Annotated in this window: 17 protein-coding genes; 7 read left to right on the top strand and 10 right to left on the bottom strand. The window is 66.0% G+C overall.

The genetic code is table 11. The features are described 5' to 3' along the window. Nucleotides 1-21: 21 nt before the first annotated feature. From ACPEEZ_RS06905 to ACPEEZ_RS06895, 3 genes are all read right to left on the bottom strand, one after another. The gene (locus ACPEEZ_RS06905) at nt 22-354 is read right to left on the bottom strand and encodes a helix-turn-helix domain-containing protein (RefSeq protein ID WP_423924020.1); all 333 of its coding nucleotides are present in this window, start codon (nt 352-354) and stop codon (nt 22-24) included. Then, nucleotides 351-1,484, bottom strand: coding sequence for a tyrosine-type recombinase/integrase (locus tag ACPEEZ_RS06900; protein WP_423924019.1), 1,134 nt, complete (start codon nt 1,482-1,484; stop codon nt 351-353). The genes ACPEEZ_RS06905 and ACPEEZ_RS06900 overlap by 4 nt, the downstream gene beginning before the upstream one ends. A 232-nt stretch (nt 1,485-1,716) precedes the next feature. Continuing rightward, nucleotides 1,717-2,556 (bottom strand): DNA-3-methyladenine glycosylase family protein, encoded by an 840-nt coding sequence (locus ACPEEZ_RS06895; protein WP_423924018.1) that lies wholly within the window; start codon nt 2,554-2,556, stop codon nt 1,717-1,719. 177 nt (nt 2,557-2,733) lie between these two features. Here ACPEEZ_RS06895 and folE point away from each other — a divergent pair, with 177 nt between their 5' ends. Further along, on the top strand, nt 2,734-3,339 hold the full coding sequence (folE, locus tag ACPEEZ_RS06890; protein ID WP_423924017.1) for a GTP cyclohydrolase I: 606 nt from the start codon (nt 2,734-2,736) through the stop codon (nt 3,337-3,339). Nucleotides 3,340-3,383: 44 nt separating this feature from the next. Here folE and dhaM read toward each other — a convergent pair whose 3' ends face one another. The 3 genes from dhaM to dhaK all read right to left on the bottom strand — a co-directional run bounded on the left by dhaM (nt 3,384) and on the right by dhaK (nt 5,777). Continuing rightward, nucleotides 3,384-4,064: a dihydroxyacetone kinase phosphoryl donor subunit DhaM gene (dhaM, locus tag ACPEEZ_RS06885; protein WP_423924016.1), complete on the bottom strand. Its 681-nt coding sequence runs from the start codon at nt 4,062-4,064 to the stop codon at nt 3,384-3,386. A 2-nt stretch (nt 4,065-4,066) separates the two neighbouring features. Then, on the bottom strand, nt 4,067-4,714 hold the full coding sequence (dhaL, locus tag ACPEEZ_RS06880) for a dihydroxyacetone kinase subunit DhaL (RefSeq protein WP_423924015.1): 648 nt from the start codon (nt 4,712-4,714) through the stop codon (nt 4,067-4,069). A 61-nt stretch (nt 4,715-4,775) separates the two neighbouring features. Continuing rightward, nucleotides 4,776-5,777: a dihydroxyacetone kinase subunit DhaK gene (gene dhaK, locus ACPEEZ_RS06875; RefSeq protein WP_423924014.1), complete on the bottom strand. Its 1,002-nt coding sequence runs from the start codon at nt 5,775-5,777 to the stop codon at nt 4,776-4,778. 295 nt (nt 5,778-6,072) lie between these two features. On the opposite strand from dhaK, the gene ACPEEZ_RS06870 reads away from it, so the two are divergent. Together ACPEEZ_RS06870 and glpK are read left to right on the top strand one after the other, a co-directional pair. Continuing rightward, nucleotides 6,073-6,756 (top strand): MIP/aquaporin family protein, encoded by a 684-nt coding sequence (locus tag ACPEEZ_RS06870; RefSeq protein ID WP_423924013.1) that lies wholly within the window; start codon nt 6,073-6,075, stop codon nt 6,754-6,756. Nucleotides 6,757-6,862: 106 nt separating this feature from the next. Beyond that, on the top strand, nt 6,863-8,380 hold the full coding sequence (gene glpK, locus ACPEEZ_RS06865) for a glycerol kinase GlpK (RefSeq protein ID WP_423924012.1): 1,518 nt from the start codon (nt 6,863-6,865) through the stop codon (nt 8,378-8,380). Nucleotides 8,381-8,445: 65 nt separating this feature from the next. Here the strand turns inward: glpK and trpD are convergent, their stop codons facing one another. Then, a complete protein-coding gene (trpD, locus tag ACPEEZ_RS06860) occupies nt 8,446-9,510 on the bottom strand; it encodes an anthranilate phosphoribosyltransferase (protein WP_423924011.1) in 1,065 nt (354 codons plus the stop codon). Between the two features lie 116 nt (nt 9,511-9,626). On the opposite strand from trpD, the gene ACPEEZ_RS06855 reads away from it, so the two are divergent. Genes ACPEEZ_RS06855 through ACPEEZ_RS06840 form a run of 4 tightly spaced genes read left to right on the top strand, consistent with a single transcriptional unit; the run spans nt 9,627 to nt 13,897 of the window. Continuing rightward, entirely contained in the window at nt 9,627-10,262 is a 636-nt protein-coding gene (locus ACPEEZ_RS06855) for a cytochrome c oxidase subunit 3 (protein ID WP_423924010.1), read from the top strand. Between the two features lie 21 nt (nt 10,263-10,283). Continuing rightward, a complete protein-coding gene (locus ACPEEZ_RS06850; RefSeq protein WP_423924009.1) occupies nt 10,284-11,111 on the top strand; it encodes a c-type cytochrome in 828 nt (275 codons plus the stop codon). 39 nt (nt 11,112-11,150) lie between these two features. After that, nucleotides 11,151-12,218, top strand: a complete 1,068-nt coding sequence (locus tag ACPEEZ_RS06845; RefSeq protein WP_423924008.1) for a Rieske 2Fe-2S domain-containing protein — start codon at nt 11,151-11,153, stop codon at nt 12,216-12,218. Then, nucleotides 12,215-13,897, top strand: coding sequence for a cytochrome b (locus ACPEEZ_RS06840; protein ID WP_423924007.1), 1,683 nt, complete (start codon nt 12,215-12,217; stop codon nt 13,895-13,897). Before ACPEEZ_RS06845 ends, ACPEEZ_RS06840 begins: the two co-directional genes overlap by 4 nt. A gap of 1,024 nt (nt 13,898-14,921) precedes the next feature. Here ACPEEZ_RS06840 and ACPEEZ_RS06835 read toward each other — a convergent pair. Genes ACPEEZ_RS06835 through coxB form a run of 3 tightly spaced genes read right to left on the bottom strand, consistent with a single transcriptional unit; the run spans nt 14,922 to nt 17,942 of the window. After that, on the bottom strand, nt 14,922-15,338 hold the full coding sequence (locus tag ACPEEZ_RS06835; protein WP_423924006.1) for a cytochrome c oxidase subunit 4: 417 nt from the start codon (nt 15,336-15,338) through the stop codon (nt 14,922-14,924). Between the two features lie 6 nt (nt 15,339-15,344). Beyond that, a complete protein-coding gene (ctaD, locus tag ACPEEZ_RS06830) occupies nt 15,345-17,087 on the bottom strand; it encodes a cytochrome c oxidase subunit I (protein ID WP_423924005.1) in 1,743 nt (580 codons plus the stop codon). Nucleotides 17,088-17,099: 12 nt separating this feature from the next. Next, nucleotides 17,100-17,942, bottom strand: coding sequence for a cytochrome c oxidase subunit II (gene coxB / locus ACPEEZ_RS06825; RefSeq protein ID WP_423924004.1), 843 nt, complete (start codon nt 17,940-17,942; stop codon nt 17,100-17,102). Nucleotides 17,943-18,148 lie beyond the last annotated feature (206 nt).

The raw sequence follows: 18,148 nt of genomic DNA, 5'->3' as shown, positions 1-18,148 counted from the left end.
GGGCTTTCCGCGGCCGCGACACTAGCTACCCAGGTCGATAATTCGCGCCCGCACGGGCGCGATGACCGGCAAGGGACTGGGACCGGTGTCGCCACTCACACGCCGTTGCATGTGGGCTTCGCTCCGGGGTTCCACGAGATCACCAGGCTGGCACTCAAAGATGTCACAGAGGGCTGCGAGCGTGCGCAGAGATAGCCGCTCGGGCTTCTCAGCGACAAGGCGATAGATCTGAGCGGGGGATAGGCGGATGCCTCGCTCTTCGAGAAGGGGCGCGAGATCAGTGGTCTTGTGAAGATCATGCTCGTGCATGATCCGTCGTAGATGCCAGTCGTAGTCGACTCGAGTCCGCGTCATTGCGTCCTCCTCTCGTTGATTTCTCGCATGGTCGTATCTAGTGCGTTTCTGAGTGTACGGGTGCGGAAGTCCGACGAGACGGAGGTGTAGATCGACGTCGTCGACGCATGAGAATGCCCCACCTGCTCCTGGACGAAGGCAGGGTCAAAACCGGCCTCAATGAGATGCGTGACGTAGCTATGCCGCAGCGCGTGAAGGGACAGCTCCGGGGGGAGGCCGGCTATTTCGCGATAATGGGTGAACCGACGACTAATCGCACTCAGAGTCGAGGCCGCGGCACGCTCACTCGGCCACAGCGCCCCACTCTGCGCCGAGGTGGCAAAGAGTGGACGCTCGGTGTCAACCCAGGAGCGCAGAACCTCAACGGACCAGTCGAAGACAGTCAGCACCGAGCGCCTCTTGGGCCCCGAACCCTTGGAGCTTTTCCCGTGACGAACGTAGACGACCCCATAGCCGCCAAACTCTTGTGCGTGGGGGTTTGACCCGATGTCGGCCAGGACGAGGCCTGCCAGCTCAGCTCGGCGCAATCCGAAGGCGTAACAGGTCTTGTACATGGCGGCATCGCGCAGAGCCGCTTGCCAGCCCTTTGTATTGCGGGCCTGCAGACGAACCGCCTCGTCGTCGATCACGTCGAAAAGCATCTGCAACTCGTTCGGCCGGAGAGCTCGTCGCGCCGTTCGACCCTCGTTCTCATGACGATGGGTAACGGCGTTCCATTCGAAAACCACCTGCGAGGGAGTTGCGCCGAAGTGTCGTTCACAGACGTCGACCCACTTGTAGCGCAGATCGGTGACGTAGTCGCAGAACATCGACACGGCGTTCTGCAGGCTTCGAAGGGTCGATAGAACCAGAGGCCTGGGTTGCCCCTCCGTCACCCATGATTCGAAGTCTTGGGCGTGCCACTCCCACGGGTAGAGGCCGGCAAACCTTTGGAACCGCTCGATCACGCGCCGGCGGGCGGTAATGGTGGCTGGCTTCAAGCCGCGGGATCGCTGCTGGATCTCCCACCCCTCAAGCATCCCCGAGAAGACTTGCGCATCAGCGCGCAGCAGCGCAGTGCCAGTGAGAAACAGCCGCGCGGCCACCCCTCGACCGTCCACGCTGACGTGCTCTTGACCTCGTTCGTCCACCGCATGAATCTATCATCAGATGAATGATTTGCGAAAAGTCCAGGTCAAGAGGTGGGCATCTGGGGCTCAGCTTCCCGCTCCCATCGCGCCATAGGCTCCCAGAAAAACGAAAAACAGCTGATCCGGCCAGGAAATCGCTCCGTGTAGCGAGTGCTTGCATCAGATGCAATTCGCAACACTTCATGACCGATAATGCACATTATGTCAGATCACTGATGTCGGCGCGCCGATGTCAGGCCGCCGATGTCGGGGCCAAGGCTCGGAGGCCGACCGCGGCCCACGTGCGGAACGGGCGCCACGCCTCCGACACGACTTCGAGCGTGGCATCGGCCCCGTAACGGCGCTGCACCTCGGTATCGAGACGCGGCTCGTGACGCGGGATCGCATCGGGATGGTTCGCGCCACGGATGACGATCAGCCCGGCTGCGAACGGCCCGATGCCCGTGATCTGCTGGACGTGGTCCATCGCAGCGGCTGCGTCCATCGAACGGATCGCGGCGTCGTCGAGCACGCCCTCCATCGCGGCTGCACAGACGGCATCCAGGTACTCCCCCTTGCGGCCGGGCAATCCGAGGTCCTGCCCGTGGAGCACCTCGGGTGCGGGGAACGCACCACCCCGTCCGAACTCATCGGTGAGGCGCTGCTTGATGGCGGCCGCCTGGGTCATGCGGATGCGCTGCGACAGCACCGACCAGGCAGCCGCCTCGTAGGCGGAGAAGAAGCCGCAGGGCCGGAATCCCGGCAACGCCCTCTGGACGTCCGCGATGACCGGGTCGCGCTCGGCGACCGTCGGCCACTCCGATCCGTCGACGTCGATCGAGAGGAAGCGCGCGACCTGCTCGGCCGCGAGGTCGAGATCGCCGTCACCCTCCAGGCTCACGCGGGCCGCGCCCGACTCCTGCTCGATCCGAGCCGTCGCCGTGCTCCAGTCCCCCTCGACCAGGAAGACGGCCTCCAGCTGCTCGCCCTGCTGCGTCGGCAGCTTGCCGGGCGTGAAACCCTCCCAGAAGCGTCGGCTCATCGCCAGCGACCACGGACCGCGGACCGCGATCTCCCGAACCGCTGCACTCATCGACCCCGCACCTCACCCGTGTCGATTCGACGCACCAGTATTTTAAGAACGCTCGTCATGCTCTGCTCTTCTCCGATCCATTGCGGCCATCGACTCGGCGACACGCCTCACACTATGTCAGCTTACTGACATGGCGCAACCAGTCCGGCATCCGTCGCGACCTGAGACACTGAGGTCATGACTGATCTGCCGCCGACTCCCCCGCGGGGCATCGACATCGCTCGCGTCCAGGCGGCCGTGCTGGAGCTGCTCGAGGCCATCGGCGACGACCCTCGTCGTGCCGGGCTGACCGACACTCCCCGCCGGGTGGCGGAGATGTACGGCGAGTTCTTCTCCGGTCTCGGGGTCGACGCGGCCGACCTCGTCGCGCGGAGCGCCGTCCCGGCCGCACCCGGTGAGCTGGGCGACGTCATCGTCGTGCGCGACATCGAGTTCCGGTCGGTGTGCGAGCACCACCTGCTGCCGTTCCTCGGCGTCGCACACGTCGCATACTCACCCGCCGAGGTCATCATCGGTCTCGGCACGATCCCTCGACTGATCGACGCCGTCGCCTCGCGGCCGCAGATCCAGGAGCGTCTCGGGGAGGAGATCGCGGACGCCCTGGTGGCGGGTCTCTCCCCCGCCGGTGTGCTGGTCGTCCTCGACGCCAGCCATGGTTGTGTCACCAGCCGGGGGTCGCGGCAGGCGCGGAGCACCACGGTGACCCTCGCCTCCCGCGGCACATTCGACACGACCGCCGGGCGGGCCGAGGCGCTCGCCCTGATCGGTTCGCCGCGCCTCTGACCGCTCCTCGCACGCAACGGAGCAGGCGCCCGCCGCACGCAGACCTACAGCTCGCCGAACCCCTCGGCGATGGCGTTCTCGAGGGCGTCTACCGCCGCGCCCGCATCGACGCCGACCGCCATCAGGTGCACGGTCGACCCGACCCCCAGCCCGAGTCCCATGATCCGGAGCAGGCTCTTCGCATCGACGCCGTTGACCGTGATGTCCGACTGGAACGCGGCCGCCGTCTTCACGAGCTCCGCCGCCGGTCGGGCATGCAGCCCCGACGGGTTCACGAGGACGGCCGAGCGCTCGACCGCGTTGCCGCCCCGGAGGTCGCGCTCGTCCGCGTGCGCGTCGGCTACTCCCGTGGCCGAGGTCGCCGCGGCGACGACGTCGTCGAGCGAACCACCCGTCTCGGCGGTGACGGAGGCGGCAACCGCCCCCTCCACGAGCGGCGCGTCGGCGATGACCACCCGATCGCGCTGGGCGTCGTCGAGGAAGTCCACGGCGGTCTCCGCGGTGAGGATCGCCGAGCCGAGGTCGCAGAGGACGACGACGCCGTCCCCCGAATCGGCCCGGGCCAGAGCGGCCTGGATCAGGTCGAAGCTGGTGCCGAGTCCCCCGTCGTCCGTCCCGCCGGCCGCGATGATCTGGGTGCCCGGGGCCATCTGCCCCGCCAGCTCGACGACGCCCTCGGCGATCTTCGCGCTGTGCGAGACGATCACGATTCCGATCCTGGTCATGATCAGCCCTTCTCCGTTGCGGCGGCCGTCTCCGCGGCGGCCGTGATGATGAGCGACGACGACTCGGCGCCGGGATCGCGGTGACCCCGGGCTCGCTCGCCGAGATAGCTGGCCCGCCCCTTGCGGGCGACCCACGGCTCGGTGTCCGCGGCCCCCTGCACCGCCGCGTCGGCTGCAGCGCGCAGCACCGCGACCGGCGAGGCCCCCGACGACGCCGCCTCGGTGGCCGCATCGACCGCGGGCGTCCAGGCGTCGATCATGGTCTTGTCACCGCTCTCGGCCTTGCCCCGGAGGACGACACCGTCGCGAGCCGCGGCCAGGAAGGCCACGACCGCGGCTGCATCCAGTTCGTCCTGGCCGGCGATCGCCTGGGCGCCTTTGAGATAGGCCGTGCCGAGGAGCGGGCCCGACGCACCGCCGACGGTGGAGATGAGCGTCGTGGCGACCATCTTGAGCACGTCCGCCGGTCGCGCGTCGGTCGGCAGCTCGTCGAGCTTCGCCGTCACGGCCGAGAAGCCCCGGTCGAGGTTCTCCCCGTGATCGCCGTCGCCGATCTCCCGGTCCAACTCGATGAGGTGGGTGCGCTTCTCCCGGACGACGTCGGCCGTCGCCTCGACCCAGGCGCGTGCCCATGCGGTGTCCAATGTCATGTGATCGATCGACCTCTCCGTCTCGTCCGTCGCCCGTCCACCGCTCGATGCCGCTCCCACCTCAGCGCCCCCACCGCAGCGCGGCGGTCTCGACGGGTGCGTCCCAGAGCGCGAGCAGTTCGTCGTCCAGCCTCGTGACCGTGATCGACACGCCCTGCATCTCCAGCGACGTGACGAGACTGCCGACGAGGGAGCGGGTCACCTCGACTCCCCTGTCGGCGAGGATCGCCGCCGCGTGCCGGTAGACGATGTACTGCTCCAGGCTGGGCGTCCCGCCCATCCCGTTCACGAACAGGAGCACCCGGTCGCCCGAGGCGACCTCGAGGTCGTCGAGGATGGGCGTCATGAGACGCTCGACAATCTTGTCCGCGGGCTCGAGCGGGATGCGCTCCCGACCGGGTTCGCCGTGGATGCCGATCCCGATCTCGATCTCGTCGTCGGAGAGGGTGAAACCCGGCTCGCCGACGTGCGGGACGATGCCGGCGCTGAGCGCGACGCCCATCGACCGTGTCGCCGCGTTGGCGCGTCGCGCGATCTCGGCCACCGCCTCCAGGTCGTCGCCGCGTTCGGCGGCTGCGCCGGCCGCCTTCTCGACCACGACGGTGCCGGCGACGCCGCGACGGCCGGCTGTGTACAGCGAGTCCTTGACCGCCACGTCGTCGTCGATGATGACACTGGCCACGGTGATGCCGTCGGCGTCCGCCAGATCGGCGGCCGTCTCGAAGTTCAGGACGTCACCCGTGTAGTTCTTCACGATGTGCAGCACGCCGACACCGCCGTCGACCGCCTTGGTCGCCGCGAGGATCGGGTCGGGCGTGGGCGACGTTAAGACCGGGCCCGGCACGGCGGCCGAGAGCATCCCGTACCCGACGAACCCCGCGTGCAGAGGCTCGTGGCCACTACCGCCGCCGCTGACGATGCCGACACGCCCGGAGACCGCCCCGGAGGCGCGGCTGACGAACAGAGGATCACGAGACACGGTCACGAGGTCGGCGTGCGCGAGGCCGAACCCCTCGACGGATTCGTCGACGACGTCCCTCGGGTCGTTGATGAGCTTCTTCATCGAAGTCTCCTGTCTGCCAGGGCCGGAGCCTCGGTTCGGGTGGTCGAGCTGGGGTGCGTCCGCGAGGGCTCCCTCGGGACAGCGCGCTCATGCTCAAAATACGCCCCCGGGACCGCGCGACGGTAGGGCAATCCAGAACCTTGATCTTCCGGTATCAATAGTGAGTGGCTTGCCACTAGTGTGTGGTCGAATACGCCCCACGGCGCCTGGGCGACGACGCTCCGACGCAGTTACGACAAGGAAGGTCGACGTGAACCTGGGATTGATTTTTCTTAGTGAGACGGTGGGCACTGCGATGCTCATCATCCTCGGTGGAGGTGTGGTCGCGAACGTCGCGCTCACCAAGACCAAGGGCTTCAACGGCGGCACACTCATGGTCAACATCGGTTGGGGCCTCGCGGTCTTCGCCGGTGTCACCGTGTCGTACTCGTCCGGCGCACACCTCAACCCGGCCGTGAGCATCGCCCAGCTGATCCTGGGCAACATCACGTTCGTGCAGTTCCTCATCTACGTGCTCGCGCAGATGGTCGGTGCCATCATCGGTGCCGTCATCGTCTGGCTCGCCTACAAGCAGCACTTCGACGAGGAGCCGGAGCCGGCGGCCAAGTTGGGCGTCTTCTCGACCGGGCCCGCCATCCGCAGCTACGGCTGGAACCTGGTGACGGAGATCATCGGCACGTTCGTGCTGGTGTTCTCGATCATCGCTTTCACGAACGGCGGGACCCCCGCCGGGCTGGGTGCCATCCCGGTGGCCTTCATCGTGATCGTGATCGGTACGTCGCTCGGTGGCCCGACCGGCTACGCCATCAACCCCGCTCGCGACCTCGGTCCTCGTATCGCGCACGCGTTCCTGCCCATCAAGGGCAAGGGTTCGAGCGACTGGTCGTACGCCTGGGTCCCCGTCGTGGGTCCGTTGATCGGTGGTGCCCTCGCGGCCCTGCTGTCGTACCCGCTCCTGCCGCTCATCGCCTCGGCCTGAGGCACAGAGCACTCATTCAGACGACGCACGGGTCGTTCCTCTTCACTGGAACGACCCGGGTTTCGCCTGCGCGAACCGAACCATCAATGACGAAGGAGAAACACCAGTGAGCGACGACTACATCCTTGCGATCGACCAGGGCACGACCAGCTCGCGAGCCATCATCTTCGACCACTCCGGGTCGATCGTGGCCACGGGCCAGAAGGAGCACGAGCAGATCTTCCCCCGCGCCGGTTGGGTCGAGCACAACCCCAAGGAGATCTGGGAGAACGTCCGCGAGGTGATCGGCCAGGCACTGTCGCGGGCCAACATCACGCGCCACAACATCAAGGCCGTCGGTATCACCAACCAGCGCGAGACCGCGGTGGTCTGGGACAAGAACACCGGCGAGCCCGTGTACAACGCGATCGTCTGGCAGGACACCCGGACCCAGGAGATCGTCGACCGCTTCGCGGCGGACGGCGGCGTGGAGCGCTTCAAGGACGTCGTCGGGCTCCCCCTCAGCACGTACTTCGCCGGGACGAAGATCGTCTGGATCCTCGAGAACGTCGAGGGTGCCCGCGAGCGGGCCGAAGCCGGCGACCTCATCTTCGGCACGACCGACACGTGGGTCCTCTGGAACCTCACCGGCGGCGTCGACGGCGGCGTGCACGTCACCGACGTCACGAACGCCTCCCGCACCCTCTTCCTCGACCTCGAGACACTCGAGTGGCGCCAGGACATCCTCGACGTCTTCGGTGTCCCGAAGTCGATGCTCCCCGAGGTCAAGTCGTCCTCCGAGGTCTACGGCATGGCGTCGTCCTCGTCGCTCCTGCGCGAGGTCCCCATCGCGGGCATCCTCGGTGACCAGCAGGCCGCGACGTTCGGTCAGGCCGCCTTCGACAAGGGCGAATCGAAGAACACGTACGGCACCGGCAACTTCTTGATCTTCAACACGGGGACGGAGAAGGTCGCGAGCGAGAACGGCCTCTTGACCACGATCGGCTACAAGCTCGGCGACGGGCCCACGCACTACGCCCTCGAAGGCTCCATCGCGGTCACGGGCTCGCTGGTGCAATGGCTGCGCGACAACCTCGGCATCATCTCGTCCGCACCCGAGATCGAGACCCTCGCCGCCTCGGTCGACGACAACGGTGGCGCCTACTTCGTGCCCGCGTTCTCGGGCCTGTTCGCCCCCTACTGGAAGTCGGACGCGCGTGGCGCACTCGTCGGACTCACGCGCTTCGTGAACAAGGGCCACATCGCCCGCGCGGCGCTCGAGGCCACGGCCTACCAGACCCGCGAGGTGCTGGAGGCGGTCAACGCCGACTCCGGCGTCGACCTGACGGAGCTGAAGGTCGACGGCGGCATGACGGCCAACAGCGTCCTGATGCAGTTCCAGGCCGACATGCTGGGCGTGCCCGTCGTGCGTCCGGTCGTGGCCGAGACCACGGCCCTCGGTGCCGCGTACGCCGCCGGCCTGGCCGTCGGCTTCTGGGACGGCCTCGACGACCTCCGCGCCAACTGGCAGGAGGACGCACGCTGGACCCCGAGCATGGACGAGGCCGAGCGCGACCGTCAGCTGCGACTCTGGAAGAAGGCGGTCACCCGCACGTTCGACTGGGTCGACGAAGACGTCGTCTGATCCTCTCCGCACACGAAGGGCCCGCTCTCCGGAGCGGGCCCTTCGTCGTGTCCGTGACCAGGCCGTCAGACGGTCGAGGTCGACTGCGACGCGGCGACCCAGAGACGGAGCTTCTCGGCGGCCGCACCGGAGTCGATCGCCTCGGCCGCCACGCTCAGCTGCTCCCGGAACCTCGTCAGGAGAGGACGATCGCGCTGGCTCGAGTCGGACGCCAGGGCATAGGAGACGAGGCCCGCCGCCGCGTTCAGGAGGACGATGTCCCGGACGGGCCCGAGCTCGCCCGAGAAGACCCGACGCGCCACGGCGGCGTTGTGCTCGGCGTCGCCTCCCACCAGCTGGTCGATGGTGCTCCGCGGGATGCCGAGTTCGAGCGGGTCCAGATCGTGCTCCGTCACGGACCCGGCCGTCACCTCCCAGATGTGGCTGTGGCCCGTCGTCGTGAGCTCGTCCAGACCGTCGTCTCCTCGGAAGACCAGCGCCGTCGCCCCGCGCGTCTGGAAGACGCCGACGAACAGCGGGACCTTGTCGAGTGCGGCCACGCCGACGGCGTTCGCCTCGGGCCGGGCCGGATTGCACAACGGCCCGAGGAAGTTGAACACCGTGGGCACGCCGATCTCGCGGCGGACGGACGCCGCATGCGCGAACCCCGGGTGGAACGCAGCGGCGAAGGCGAAGGTCAGGCCGACCTCGCTCAGGACCTGCGCGACACGCTCAGCCGACGAGGTGAGGTCGACACCGAGCGCCGCGAGGACGTCCGACGACCCCGAGGCCGAACTCGCCGCACGGTTGCCGTGCTTGATGACGGGGACACCGGTCGCCGCCACGACGACGGAGGCCATGGTCGAGACGTTCACGGTGTTGAAACGATCGCCTCCCGTGCCGACGATGTCGACCGCCATGGAGTCGACGGGAAGGGGGACCGCATGGGCCAGGACGGCATCGCGGAACCCCACGATCTCGTTCACCGTCTCACCCTTGGACCGCAGTGCCACGAGGAAGGCCGCGAGCTGGGCGGGAGTGGCCTCCCCCACCATCACGCGTTCCATCGCCCAGGTCGCCTCGGCGATGGACAGGTCCTGCCCGTCGAGGAGCGTGCTGATGATCGAGGGCCAGGTGAGCTCGTGCGACATCCCTCGAGACTACTGGCCGGCGCGGCGCGCCGAATATGCCCGCCGTGACGGCCTGAATTCCCGACGACAGCTTCTTGAGGGCAAAACCTGGGCCACTTATCAGCCATAATGGACGGGTGACAAGTACCTCTCTTTCGAGACCCACTGGCGGACCGGTCGTCAACCGGCCAAGCGTTGTTGCCGTAGGCACCATCGTCTGGCTCGGCAGCGAGGTCATGTTCTTTGCCGGCCTCTTCGCCATCTACTTCACGCTGCGCAGCGTCTCCCCGGGTCTCTGGGCCTTCGAGACCGAGAAGCTCGACGTGCCCTACGCACTGACGAACACGATCACGCTCGTGCTCTCGTCGGTCGCCTGCCAGTTCGGAGTCTTCGCGGCCGAGCGCATGCAGGCGCGTCGTACGGGCCGACTCTTCCAGTTCGGCAAGTGGGGCATGGTCGAGTGGTTCTTCCTGACCTACGCCATGGGCGCCGTCTTCGTCTGCGGTCAGGTCTTCGAGTACGCCAACCTCATCAGCGAGCACGTCACGCTGAGCTCGAACGCCTACGGCTCGGCCTTCTACATGACGACAGGGTTCCACGGAGCCCACGTCATCGGTGGCCTCATCGCGTTCCTCCTGACCATCGGTCGCGCCTTCGCGGTGAAGAACTTTGGCCACAAAGAAGCCACGACGGCCATCGTGGTGTCTTACTACTGGCACTTCGTCGACGTGGTGTGGATCGGCCTGTTCCTGGTCATCTACGTCCTTCAATAGTCATTGGATACTTCGCACAGCATGTTCTCTAGAAGCTCGTCATCCCAGGGCACCGCAGCGGTGTCGAAGAAGCGCGGTCGTCGCGGACCCCTCGCCACGGCATCGCTGATCCTGGTCGGCCTCCTGACGACCGGTGGCGCCTACGCCCTGTTCTCCTCCACGGCCTCGGCCGACGAGAGCAGCACGGCGGCCGCCTCGCAGCAGAGCATCGACGAAGGCCAGAAGCTCTTCGCCTCGAACTGCGCGACCTGCCACGGCATGAGCGCCGACGGCAGCGCGGACGGCCCCAGCCTGATCGGCGTCGGAGCCGCTTCCGTCGACTTCCAGGTCGGCACCGGTCGCATGCCGATGGCGGTGAACGGCCCCCAGGCGCAGCAGAAGCCGACTCAGTTCAGCGAGAGCCAGATCGCCGACATGGCCGCGTACATCGCGTCCTTGGCCCCCGGCCCCGCCATTCCCGACGAGAAGTACCTCAAGGCCGACGGGGACACCACGAACGGTGCCGAGCTCTTCCGCATCAACTGCGCCATGTGCCACAACGTCGCCGGCGCCGGAGGCGCGTTGACCGAGGGCAAGTTCGCTCCCGCGCTCAAGGGCGTCGAGTCGAAGCACATCTACGAGGCCATGGCCACGGGCCCCCAGAACATGCCCGTGTTCAACGACCTCAACCTGTCGCCCCAGGACAAGGCCGACATCATCACGTACCTCAAGTACCTCGAGAAGAACCCGTCGCCCGGTGGATTCGAGCTCGGCAGCCTCGGCCCCGTCTCGGAAGGCCTCTTCATCTGGATCTTCGGTCTCGGCGCCATCGTCGCCATCACCGTGTGGCTCACCGCCCGATCCAACTAGCCAGCGACTTCTCCCGCACTTCACCGAAAGGCAATCCCCATGGCACAGCACGACGACGAGACCCCGGAGACGGGCTCGGCTGTCGAGAAGCACGAGCCTCGACCGGTCTCGGCTGGCACCGCTGTCCTGACGACGGACGTGTACGACAACCCGGGTGAGCCGCCCCACCGCGACCGTGTGACCGACATCGACCCCAAGGCCGAGAAGACCGCCGAGCGTCAGGTCAGCATCTTCTTCTTCCTGTCGATCGTCGGTAGCGTCGGGGCCATCGCGGCCTACATCGCGTTCCCCATCACGTCGGGCGACACGCAGTCCGTCCGTCTCAACAACCTCTTCCTCGGTCTCGGCATCGCCATGGGCCTGCTGGCCATCGGACTCGGTGCGGTGCACTGGTCCAAGACCCTGATGCCCGCCCGCGAGATCACCGAGATGCGTCACGGCACTCGTGGCAGTGAGGAGACCCGCGAGAAGGCCGTCGAGGTCTTCACTCTGGGCAACGACGAGTCCGGATTCGGTCGCCGTTCGCTGATCCGCAACAGCCTCATCGGCGCCCTCGTCGCCACTCCCCTGCCGGCCGTCGTGATCTTCCGCGACCTGGCTCCGAAGGAGGACCCCAACGACGTCCTCCGTCACACACTGTGGGAGAAGGGCATGCACCTCGCCCACGACCCGTCCGGAGCCCGCATCAAGGCTTCCGACGTCACCCTCGGTTCGGCCTTCCACGTCATCCCGGAGAGCCTCAACGAGTCCGAGGACCTGCTCGAAGAGAAAGCCAAGGCTGCCGTCCTTCTCATGCGTCTCAAGCCGGAGGATCTGCATCCGGTCGAGGGCCGTGAGAACTGGCAGTACGACGGAATCGTCGCTTACTCGAAGATCTGCACGCACGTCGGGTGCCCCGTGGCCCTGTACGAGCAGCAGACTCACCACCTGCTCTGCCCCTGCCACCAGTCGACATTCGACGTGACGAACAACTGCGAAGTGATCTTCGGACCGGCCAAGCGCCCGCTCCCGCAGCTGCCCATCACCGTCGACGCCGACGGGTACCTCGTCGCGCAGAGCGACTTCCACGAACCCGTGGGTCCTAGCTTCTGGGAGCGCTCCAAGTGACAACCACCACCCCTGCACCCGAGACGACCACCAGCCACAACCAGGCTTCACCCGTGGTCAAGGGCACGCCCCTCGCCCCGACGGCGACCAACCGTTTCTTCGGCGCGGCGGCCAACTACGTCGACGAGCGCACCAGCATCTCCGGTCTCGTCAAAGAGGTCGGCCGCAAGATCTTCCCCGATCACTGGTCGTTCATGCTGGGTGAGGTCGCTCTCTACAGCTTCGTCGTCATCCTGCTGTCGGGCACCTTCCTGACGTTCTTCTTCCAGCCGTCCATGGCCGAGGTCAACTACAACGGGTCCTACGTCCCGCTGAAGGGCCTCAACATGTCGGCCGCGATGGCGTCCACGCTCGACATCTCGTTCGATATCCGTGGCGGTCTGCTCTTCCGTCAGATCCACCACTGGGCCGCGCTGCTGTTCGTCGCTGCCATCGGCCTGCACATGCTCCGCGTGTACTTCACCGGTGCATTCCGCAAGCCGCGCGAGCTCAACTGGTTCATCGGCTTCATCCTGTTCGTGCTGGCGATGGCCGAGGGCTTCACGGGCTACTCGCTCCCCGACGACCTGCTCTCCGGCAACGGCGCGCGGATCATCGACGGCATGATCAAGGGCGTGCCCGTGGCCGGCGTCTGGATCTCCTACCTCGTCTTCGGCGGGGAGTTCCCCGGCACGGCCATGGTCGGTCGTTTCTACTCGCTCCACATCATGCTTCTGCCGGCGCTCCTCATCGCACTGCTCGGTGCGCACCTCCTGCTGCTCGTCATCAACAAGCACACGCAGTGGGCTGGCCCGGGCAAGACCAACGAGAACGTCGTCGGTGTGCCGGTCATGCCGGTGTTCGCCGCCAAGGCCGGTGGATTCTTCTTCATCGTCTTCGGTGTCATCGTCCTCATCGCGTCGCTCTTCACGATCAACCCGATCTGGAACTACGGCCCGTACGACCCCTCCCCGGTATCCGCCGGTACCCAGCCTGACTGGTACATCGGCTTCGCCGACGGTGCACTCCGTCTCGTCCCGCCGGGGTGGGAGTTCGAGGCCTGGGGCTACACGGTCTCCATGAACATCCTCGTCCCGATCGCGGTCCTGATGGGTCTGCTCGCAGCTGTCGCCTTCTACCCGTTCTTCGAAGCGTGGGTGACCGGTGACAAGCGTGAGCACCACATCCTCGACCGTCCCCGCAACGCTCCGACCCGCACCGCCATCGGTGCGGCCGGCGTGACGCTCTATGCGGGTCTGTGGGCAGCGGCGAGCTCGGACCTCATGGCGACTCACTTCCATCTGTCGTTGAACCAGGTCATCCACTCCGTCCAGGCGATCGTCGTCCTCGGGCCGTTCGTGGCCTTCTGGATCACCAAGCGCGTCTGCCTGGCACTGCAGAAGAAGGACCGCGAGATCGCTCTGCACGGGTACGAGTCCGGTCGCATCGTCCGCCTGCCGGGTGGCGAGTACATCGAGGTCCACGAGCAGCTCGACGAGTACGAGCGGTGGCGTCTGCTCAACTTCACCGAATACGAGCCGCTGATGGTCCGTCCGAACGCTCGTGGCCAGATCACGCCGCTCATGCGCCTGCGCTCGTCGGTGTCCGGCTTCTTCTTCGAGGACCGCATCGCTCCTGTGAAGCGGTCCGAGATCGAGGCGTCGCACCACGGCGACGACCACGCGATCGAGAACCACTAACCGCAACGACGTCGAAGGCCCCGTCTGCTTCTTGCAGACGGGGCCTTCGTCGTTCGGGAGAGGAGTGTGCTCCGCTCCCCCACCAGTGTCCGATTGACAGGGCACGCGGGTAGATTCGCGTCCGCCGCGTCGTGCCGTGTCCGACCACGACACGACAACCCAAGCGGTCCGCGAAGTGGCGGAAGGGTAACGCTGCAAGGAGTACTTCAGATCACGCCGGCGCCCAGGGCTTATAAGCCACCCCGACCACGTGCCGACCTCGCCGGTCGCGGGTCCGCGTTCGTCGGCCCGCGGAGGCTTCTCAACCCCCTGGCAGTCCTGGCCGAGGTGCCGACTGTCGCAGCGGCCTTCAGGGCCCGCCAGCCGCCCGGCGCCTCATAGCCGCAGGCAGGTCCCGCAGCGACCACGGTGTCGTGTTCGAGGCATCCTGTCGTGTACAGACACCACTGCACGCCTCGAACGCGACAGCACGAGCCACGTGCGGCCCTTGCTGCAGCAAAACCCGGCCCAGCACCCTGTGACTCGACGTCGTCCCCTGCCTCGAGGGTTGAGCCATCATCGACGGCCTGCACACAACCCCGGAGACCGTCGAGATCCACCGTCCGCAGCCCCGCTGTCGCAGGGACCACGGTGTTACGTTCGAGGCATCGTGTCGTGCGCAAGCAGCACAGGATGCTGCGCACGTATCGGTGTGAGCCGCATGCCGCCCCGACTGCAGGGTCATCGGGCCTGCACAGGAGTGCTAACCAAGTGCGCCCATATCGGCCGACCTTCCCCCGCCTCTCGGTCGCATGCGTCGTCGGCGGCCTGCACAGGATTCCACGAGGCCGACGACCATCGGTGGCCTGGGCACGTCATCCAGGCCATCCGTTGGGCGTCGCGTCCGAGGACTAGAAAAGCGACAGCCAACCAGCCACACGCGGCAACAGCCGCTGGCGAATGCAGGGAAAAGACCACACACGCGAAGAACCCCTCCTGGACGATGTCCAGGAGGGGTTCTGACGTGCAAGCCCAGAGTTGAAGCTCAGTGGGCGAAGTTGCCTCGGTAGTACTCGTAGACCCAGCCCACGAGGGCCACGGCTGTGAAGGCGGCGCCGATCGGGATGATCCAGATACCCACGGCCAGGCCGAGGAAGATGACGCCGGCTCCTGCGGCCAAGATGATGGGCCACCACGACCAGGGACTGAAGTGACCCATCTCGGGGTCGCCGTCGTCGATGTTGGCATCGAGACGGTCTTCCGGGAGCTCGCCACCCTGTGCGGCGTGCGAGCGGCCCATGTAGAACGCAAGGAACACACCCAGAACACCAGCCAGGCCGATGCCGACGGTGCCGGTCCATTCGACCTTCTGGACGTCGATCAGACTCCAGATGGTGTACGCGGCATCAGCGATGAAGAAGAAGATCGAAATGATCCAGAACAGCGTCGCATTGGTTTTCATCTGGGCCTACTTCACTTTGTCGCTGGACGCGTCGTACGTGGGGGCATCGGGAGCGTCCTTCGCCGGACCGATTCCGACCGGCATGCCGGCCTCGGGGTGGTTCAGGTCGAACGCCGGCGACTCCGAACGGATACGGGGAATCGAGGTGAAGTTGTGGCGGGGCGGCGGGCAGGACGTGGCCCACTCGAGCGAGCGCGAGTAACCCCAGGGGTCGTTCACCTCGACCTTGGGTGCACGACGAGCCGTGATGTAGACGTTGTAGATGAACGGCAGGATCGAGACGCCGAGGAGCATCGCACCGATCGTGGACAGCTGGTTCATCCAGGTGAAGTGGTCCTCCGGCTGGTACGTGGCGTACCGACGCGGCATTCCCATGACGCCCAACCAGTGCTGCACGAGGAAGGTCGTGTGGAACCCGATGAACAGCATCCAGAAGTGGATCTTGCCGAGACGCTCGTTGAGCATCTTTCCCGTCCACTTGGGCCACCAGAAGTAGAAGCCCGAGAACATGGCGAAGACGACGGTGCCGAAGACGACGTAGTGGAAGTGCGCGACGACGAAGTACGTGTCGGACACGTGGAAGTCGAGCGGCGGCGACGCGAGGATGACACCGGTGAGACCACCGAAGGTGAACGTGATCAAGAATCCGATCGCCCAGAGCATGGGCGTCTCGAAAGTGACCGATCCACGCCACATCGTGCCGATCCAGTTGAAGATCTTCACACCCGTCGGGACGGCGATCAGCATCGTCATGAGGGAGAAGAACGGCAGGAGGACCGAGCCGGTGACGTACATGTGGTGGGCCCACACCGTCACGGACAGAGCGGCGATCGAGATCGTCGCGTACACCAGCGTCTTGTAGCCGAAGATCGGCTTGCGGCTGAACACCGGCAGGACCTCGGAGATGATGCCGAAGAACGGCAGCGCGATGATGTAGACCTCGGGGTGACCGAAGAACCAGAACAGGTGCTGCCAGAGGATCGCCCCGCCGTTGGCCGGGTTGAAGACCTGGGCGTCGAACACCCGATCGAAGCCGAGCCCGAACAGAGCAGCGGCGAGCACCGGGAAGGCCATCAGCACGAGGATCGCGGTGATGAGCACGTTCCAGGTGAAGATCGGCATGCGCCACATCGTCATGCCGGGGGCACGCATGCAGACGATGGTGGTGATGAAGTTCACGGCACCGAGGATGGTGCTGAAACCGGTCATACCGAGGCCGAACACCCAGAGATTTCCACCGAGACCTGGTGAGAAGGTCGTATCGGAGAGTGGGGCGTAGGCGAACCAGCCGAAGGAGGCGGCGCCCTGCGGGGTGAGGAAGCCACCGACCGCGATGAGCGAGCCGAAGAGGTAGAGCCAGAAGGCGAAACCGTTCAAGCGGGGGAACGCGACGTCGGGCGCGCCGATCTGGAGCGGCATCAGGGCGTTGGCGAAGCCGGAGAACAGCGGCGTCGCGAACATCAGCAGCATGATCGTGCCGTGCATCGTGAAGAGCTGGTTGTACTGCTCTTTGGTCTCGACGACCTGCAGACCCGGTGCGAAGAGCTGGGCGCGGATGATCAGCGCCATGACTCCGCCGAGGCAGAAGAAGAGGAACGAGGCGATCAGGTACATGTACCCGATGGTCTTGTGGTCGGTACTGGTGATCCAGTTGACGACCACATTGCCCTTACGGCCGACCTTGGACGCACCAAAGTTCTGACCTGATGACTGCCCGCCGGTGGGACGGGTGGCGGTGGCTGAGCTCATCGAACGCCTGCCTTACTTCTCGGAGTCTTCGGAGCCGGCGGCCACGGGAGCCTCGTTGTTCGGCTGGTTGGTGTTGGTGTTGTACTTCTCGTCGAGAAGGCCGGTGTTGCCCTCGTCCCGGAGCGTCTTCATCTGCTGGTTGTACTCCGACTGCGAGACGACCTTGACGTTGAAGAGCATCAGCGAGTGGTACTCACCACAGAGCTCGGCGCACTTCCCACTGAAGGTGCCCTCCTTCTGCGGCGTGAAGTACATGTAGTTCGTCTTGCCGGGGATCGTGTCCTTCTTGTAGAGGAAGTCCACGACCCAGAACGAGTGGGCCACGTCGCGCGACTTGAGCTCGATCTCGACCGTCTTGCCGACCGGCAGGTACAGGACGGGCAGCTGGCTCTCGTCGATGTTGCCGTCGCCGAGCTCTTGCGCCTGGATGCCCTGGTAGTAGACGCTGTCGTCTTCGTTCTTCTGGTCGATGTAGTTGAAGTCCCATGCCCAGCGCTTGGCGTAGACGTCGATCTTGACGTCCGGGTTCGCGATGGGGGCCTCGATCGCGGCCTGGTCACGGGCGGTGAAGGCGAAGAAGCCGAGCACCAGGATCAGCGGCACGACCGTGTAGAAGATCTCGATCGGCATGTTGTAGCGGAGCTGCACCGGCAGGCCGGTCTGTCCCTTGCGGCGGCGGTAGGCGATGCAGGCCCAGATGACGAGACCCCACACGATGACACCGACGATCAGCAGCACGATCCAGGAGGTCACCCAGAGACCGATGATGCTGTCGACGTGGTTGGTCGTGCCAGCGGTGGTGGGAAGCCAGCCCTGGAGCTGGTCTTGCGTACATCCCGCCAGAACAAAGGCCATGACGGCAGCCACGGGAATAGCTGCCCAACGAAGACGGCGGTTACGACGCACTGTTACCTCTCGGATGACACGACAGTGGGGGTGCTCTCAGTTTGCAGAAGAACATCCCTAGCCTACTCGCAGGTTGGCACCGCGACTGCACGCGCCACCCCGATTCGAGGCACTCCAGGCAGCAGGGACGACGACGGGGAACCGCCCTGGTCGGG

This window comes from Frigoribacterium sp. 2-23 (assembly GCF_049601585.1).
Classification (GTDB): domain Bacteria; phylum Actinomycetota; class Actinomycetes; order Actinomycetales; family Microbacteriaceae; genus Frigoribacterium.
The sequence above is the reverse complement of the archived record's forward strand: the minus strand, read 5'-3'. Positions and strand labels throughout refer to the sequence as shown.